Origin of the sequence: Streptomyces sp. W16 (assembly GCF_033194735.1) — a bacterium.
Lineage (GTDB): Bacteria > Actinomycetota > Actinomycetes > Streptomycetales > Streptomycetaceae > Streptomyces.
Window position 1 is genome coordinate 1 of sequence record NZ_JAWOAI010000592.1, and the last position, 5535, is coordinate 5535.

The 5535-nt window shown below is 71.9% G+C and carries 4 protein-coding genes; all 4 read right to left on the reverse strand.

Annotated elements, in window-relative coordinates; genetic code table 11:
• On the reverse strand, nucleotides 1-1970 hold a 1970-nt coding region (locus tag R6V09_RS44655), incomplete at its 3' end, for an ATP-binding protein (RefSeq protein WP_317887209.1).
• Nucleotides 1971-2191: 221 nt separating this feature from the next.
• Nucleotides 2192-4303, reverse strand: a complete 2112-nt coding sequence (locus R6V09_RS44660; RefSeq protein WP_317887210.1) for an alpha-galactosidase — start codon at nucleotides 4301-4303, stop codon at nucleotides 2192-2194.
• A gap of 40 nt (nucleotides 4304-4343) precedes the next feature.
• Nucleotides 4344-5198, reverse strand: a complete 855-nt coding sequence (gene prcB, locus R6V09_RS44665; protein WP_317887211.1) for a proteasome subunit beta — start codon at nucleotides 5196-5198, stop codon at nucleotides 4344-4346.
• A 73-nt stretch (nucleotides 5199-5271) separates the two neighbouring features.
• The coding region (locus R6V09_RS44670) for a lysylphosphatidylglycerol synthase domain-containing protein (protein ID WP_317887212.1) at nucleotides 5272-5535 on the reverse strand (264 nt) is incomplete at its 5' end.

The following is a 5535-nucleotide window of genomic DNA, read 5'->3' on the forward strand; positions in this document are numbered from 1 at the left end:
GTGCGCACCGGGCCGTGGGACGGGGTGCGGTCGAGCGCGACATGGGCGTCCCGCCAGATCCGCTTGGCCGCGCCCAGCAGAACCGCGGCGGGCCTGCCGTCTCCGTCGCGCGCGTGGACCGCGGCGAGCAGTTCCAGCGTCATGCCGATGCCGAACACGTCACCGACCACCCGCTTGAGCCGCAGGCACTCCCGGGCGTGGGCCCCGGCCGACGGCTGGTCCCCCTTGGCCCACTCGGCGAAGGCGAGGATGCGCAGCAGGTAGGAGTGGATCCACTGTTCGCCGTGGCTCAGACAGATCTGCCGGAACTCCTCGCACAGGGCCATGGCATGGTCGTACTCGCCCTGGATGGCGAGGACATGGGCCAGCTCGACGTATTTGAAGCCGACCAGGCTCATCGACTCGCCCTCGCGCGGCGGCCGGGACAGCGCCTCCTCGTAGACGTCCCGGGCCCGCTCGTAGTCGCCGCTGATCAGGCAGGCGCCGCCCCGGCCGAAGAAGGTGTGTGCCACCTCGGCCTCGGCGCCGAGCCGCAGGGCCAGCTCGCGGGACTCCTCGACGAGGGGCGCGGCCCGGACGGCGTCGCCCTGGCTGAGCAGCATCAGGGCCAGCGACCACAGTGCCCGTGCGCGCGGGACGGTCGGCTCGGGGGCGGTGGCGAGCAGCCGTTCCAACCAGTACCGGCCCTCCATCATGGCGCCGGTCGCGAACCAGAAGAACCACAGGTGTCCGGCCAGTTTCAGCCCCGCCTGCACCTCGCCCGGTGTGGTGAGGCAGTACTCCAGTGCCGAGCGGACGGTGTCCGACTCCGCGTGCAACCGCCGTACCAGTTGCGGCTGTTCGGGGCCGAACCAGCGCCGCTCGCAGTCCTCGACGAAGTCCAGGCACCAGTCCCGGACGCGGCGCCGGGCCGTGTCCTCCGCGTCGGCGCCGTCCTCGCGGAGCCGGTCGAGGCCGTACTGCCGGATCGACTCCAGCATCCGGTACCGGGCGTGGACGGCGTCGCCGTCCCGGACCAGCAGCGACTTGTCGACCAGACCGGCGACGGCGTCCACCAGTTCGTCGCGGTCGAGGCCGGGTCCCGCGCAGACCTCCTCCGCCGCGCCCAGGTCGAAGCTCCCGGCGAAGACCGAGGCGCGCGCCCACACGGTCTGTTCGTCGGGGGTGCACAGGTCGTGGCTCCAGTCGACGGCCGCGCGCAGGGTGCGGTGCCGGGGCAGGGCGTCCTCGCCGGCGGCCAGCAGCCGGTGGCGGCGGTCGAGGCGTTCGAGCAACTGCTGTACGCCCAGGGCGCGCATCCGTACCGCGGCCAGTTCGATCGCGAGCGGCAGCCCGTCCAGCCGGCGGCACAGGGCGGCCACCGCGTCCTGGTTGGCGGCCGTGAGCGCGAACCCGGGCAGTACGGCGGCGGCCCGGTCGGCGAACAGGGCCAACGCCGGGTACTCCAGGGCGGGTTTGGGAGGCAACGGCTCGTCCGCCGAGGGAGTCGGCAACGGCTGTACTTCCAGGACGTGTTGGGCACGGACGTCCAGCGGATGTCTGCTGGTGGCCAGCACGCGCGCCCTCGTCGTCTCCGCGAGCAGCGTCTCGACGAGCCGGGCGCAGGCGTCCGCGAGGTGTTCGCAGTTGTCGAGGACGAGCAGCGACTCCCGGTCCTGGAGATGGTCGACGAGGACGCGCACGGGCGAACGGCCGGACACGTCACGGATGTTCAGCGCCTCGATCAGGGCGAGCGGCACCAGCGTCGCGTCCCGCACACCGGCCAGGTGGACGAGGTGCACCCCGTCGGCGAACGCCCGCGCCAGCCGGGGCGCCGCGTGCAGCGCCAGCCGGGTCTTGCCGACGCCGGCCGTGCCGGTCAGGCTCACCAGCCGATGGGCGGCCACCAGGCGTCTGACCTCGGCGGTCTCCTGCCGCCTGCCGACGAAGCTCGACGTCCTGACGGGCCGGCCGGTGTACTCCCCTGTCACGGATACCTGCGCATTCGGTCCCGCCTCCGAAAGTGGTACGCCCGGTGCCCGCCCGCCATGGCCTCGCCGCGCATGGACTTCAAGAACTCTAAGGGCGGGACGCGGACGAAACGCCCACAGCCCGGCATTGCCGGTTGAAGGCGCCTTTCCGACGGAATACACGCGGAGTCTGTTCCCCGATGATCACCAATGGATCATCCGTGCCACGCCGGATCGCCGAGTCAACTGCCGCCCAACCGAACGAGAACGGCGGTGCCGGCCCGGGGCAGCGACACCGTCAACCGCCCCTCGGCAGCGTCCCACTCCACCCCGGCATCGGAGGTCGCCGGATACAGCACCACGGGCTGGACACGGGCGCCGCGCAGGTGCGGGACCGCGAGTGCGTGGTCGGCGGCGCCGGGCCCGTCACCGTCCGACTCCCGCCGCCAGACGGTCACATAGGTGGACTGCGCGCCTCGAAGCCCGTGCGCGATCCACTCGTCGTCCCAGCCGGGCAGGCCCAGCGGCCAGAACGGGTGCGCGGCGGCGATCTCCGCCCTGATGTCCTTGTAGACGGAGAGCGCCGAGCCGACGAGGTCGAACTGCTCGTCGTCCATGAGGTTGAGGAAGCCGGAGAGGTGGATACGGCCCAGCAGTGCGCCGGTGAGGGTGAAGGCGATCTCGTCCGGGCTCTGGTCCGGCTGGGGGTAGGCCCACACGGCGGCCTGCTCCGGTGTCACGGCGGTGCCGGCCGCGGCGGCGATGGGCGGGTAGCGCTGCGGGTCCTGCTGGTCGCTGGTGGACTGGATCTGTGCCACGGCGAGTTGGGCGTAGTCCATGCGCAGGCCGCCCGATCCGCAGTTCTCCAGGACCAGTTGGGGATGACGGTCGAGGAGTCCGGCCATCCATTCGAGGTGGGCGCGGTGGTGTCCGAGCAGTCCCGCACCCGCGCTCTCGGTCCCGTTCTCCGTGCCCGGGCCGCTGTTGATGTTGTAGTCGAGCTTCAGATAGCCGACGCCCCACTCGCCGACCAGCCGGTCCACGACCTCGTCGAGGTGGGCGCGGGCGGCCGGGTGACGCAGGTCCAGGTGGTGCCGTCCGTGTTCCGTGACGCGGACACCGCCGCGCCGGAAGAACGCCTCGGGCGGCAGGGTGTGCGCCAACGGGCTGCGCACGCCGACGACTTCGGGTTCCAGCCAGAGGCCCGGGGTCATGCCGTGCTTCCTGATGGCGTCCAGGACTTCCTGAATGCCGCCCGGGAAGCGGTTCGGCGCGGCCTCCCACGCGCCGACGGAGTCCCACCAGCCCTGGGCGTCGTCGTCGTACCAGCCCGCGTCGATCACGAAGATCTCGGCACCGGCGCTCGCCGCCGACTCGATGAGCGGCAGGAGCCGTTCGGTGGTGGGGTCGCCCATCAGGGTGTTCATGTAGTCGTTGTAGATGACCGGGAGTTGGCGGTGGTCGGGGTGATCGCGGCGGATGCCGCGGCGGTGGTCCGTGAGGGGCGCGAACGCGGCGTCCAGGCCACCGCTTCCCGTGCGGACCAGGACGGCGGGGACGGTGTGGAACTCCTCGCCGGGGGCCAGGATCTGTTGCCACTGGTGGTGGGCGTCGTCGGGCCCGAACAGGGCGACGTAGGCCGCGCCTTCGCGCTCTCCGGTCTCGAAGCGCCAGCCCGCGCTGGACTCGATCTGCCACAACCACGCCCCGCCGTCGCGGTCGGTGAGGGCGGCGACCGGCAGGTGGCGTCCGGTGGACCAACTCCCTTGCGAACAACGCTCGAAGCAGCCGCGCCCCTCGTGCCCGTGCGCGGACCGGCTCAACGGCACGACCTCGTCACGGAACCGGGCCCGGCGCCAACGGCATTCGGCGAGCCAGCTGTTGTCCGCCCAGTGCAGGGTCAGGCCGTCGAGTCCGGTGCCGGGGTCGGAGATGCCGCCGAGGGTCAGGGTCGTCACGCTCTCCAACCGGACCGGCTCGGCGCCCTCGTTGACCAGCCGTACCCGCGAGCGCAGGAAGCCCGCACCGGCACCCGTCTCCAGGGTGACCGCGGCGACCAGCCCGGTCACGGGATCGGCCACCCGGATCGTCGTACGCTCCGCACTTCCGTCCCGCACGGTCTCGTGGTCGCGGTAGGCGAGGCGGTCGCCGATGACCGTCTCGATGAAGCGTTCCCCCGACCACAGGCGTCCGTGCCCGGTGGCGGTGATCTCGACGAGCGGCACCAGGCGGGCCCAGTCCTGGCCGGGCGCTCCCAGTCGGACCGCTCCGGCGGCATCGACGACGGCGTGCAGCCCCAGCGCCCGATGCGACCAGACACGGGACGGCTCGGCTGTTCCCACGACACCGGTCAACGCGCTCTCCCCTTCCGCCGGACAGTGCGGACAGTGTCACTCAGGGCGCGACGGTCGGCCCGTCCGGGTGGCTGTGGCGCTGTTCGACCATCTCGCGGGTGAGCGCCTCGGTCTCCGGCTCCGGCAACCGCTCGAAGCCGTCCTCGGTGATGACCGACACGATGGGGAAGATACGGCGGTTGATGTCGGGGCCGCCGGTGGCCGAGTCGTCGTCGGCCGCGTCGTACAGGGCCTGCAGTGCGGTCAGGGCCGCGTCGCGCCGGGACATGCCCTGCTGGAAAAGCTTCTTCATGGCGCCCCTGGCGTACGGGGAGCCGGAGCCCTCGGCGTGGAAGTCCGGCTTCTCGTAGGTGCCGCCGACGACGTCGAAAGTGAAGATGCGGCCCTTGGCGCCCTCGGGGGCGGCGGGGTCGTAGCCGACGAGGAGCGGTACGACGGCGAGGCCCTGCATGGCCTGGCCGAGGTTCTGCCGGATCAGTCCTGCGAGGCGGGTGGCCTTGGCGTTGAGGGTCATCGGGATGCCCTCGATCTTCTCGAAGTGCGTCAGCTCGACCTGGTACAGCTTCACCATGTCGACGGCGAGCCCGACCGTGCCGGCGAAGGCGACCGCGGTGTAGTCGTCCGCCGGGTGCACCTTCTCCAGGTCGCGTTGCGCGATCACGTTGCCCATGGTGGCCCTGCGGTCGCCGGCGATCAGCACGCCGTCGCGGTAGGTGAGCGCCAACACCGTGGTGCCGTGCGGGAATTGGCCGTCGGCCGCGCGGACGCCGTCCGGGAAGGGGCGGCGGGTGGGCAGCAGCGCGGGCCGGTGTGCGGTCAGGAAGTCGGTGAAGGACGAGGTTCCGGGAGTGAAGAACTCATCCGCCAGCCGGCCGTCGGTCTCGTTCCCTGCCATGCCACTCCCTCTCGACCGTGGGTCAACAACGGTCTCCTACCTGAACCGGCGGGACGGGAAACGCCGGTTGGTGTCAGAGGTCCTTGCGGCGGACCAGAACCCCGAGCACCAACAGGCCGGGGATCAGCGGCAGCCACACGGTGAGCAGCCGGTAGCCGAGGACGACGGACGCGGCGGCCGACGCCGTGGTTCCCGAGGCGGTGAGGGCGAAGACCAGCGCCGCGTCGAGGGAGCCGATACCGCCCGGGGTGGGCAGCAGGGCGGCGGCGCTGCTCGCGGCGAGGTACAGCAGCGCCACCCGGGCCGGGGACAGCGGCAGTTCGACGGCCTGCGTGAC

Excerpts from the sequence above, each read along its gene's own strand:
- prcB (WP_317887211.1), bottom strand. The coding sequence starts at position 5,198 with ATGGCAGGGAACGAGACCGACGGCCGGCTGGCGGATGAGTTCTTCACT.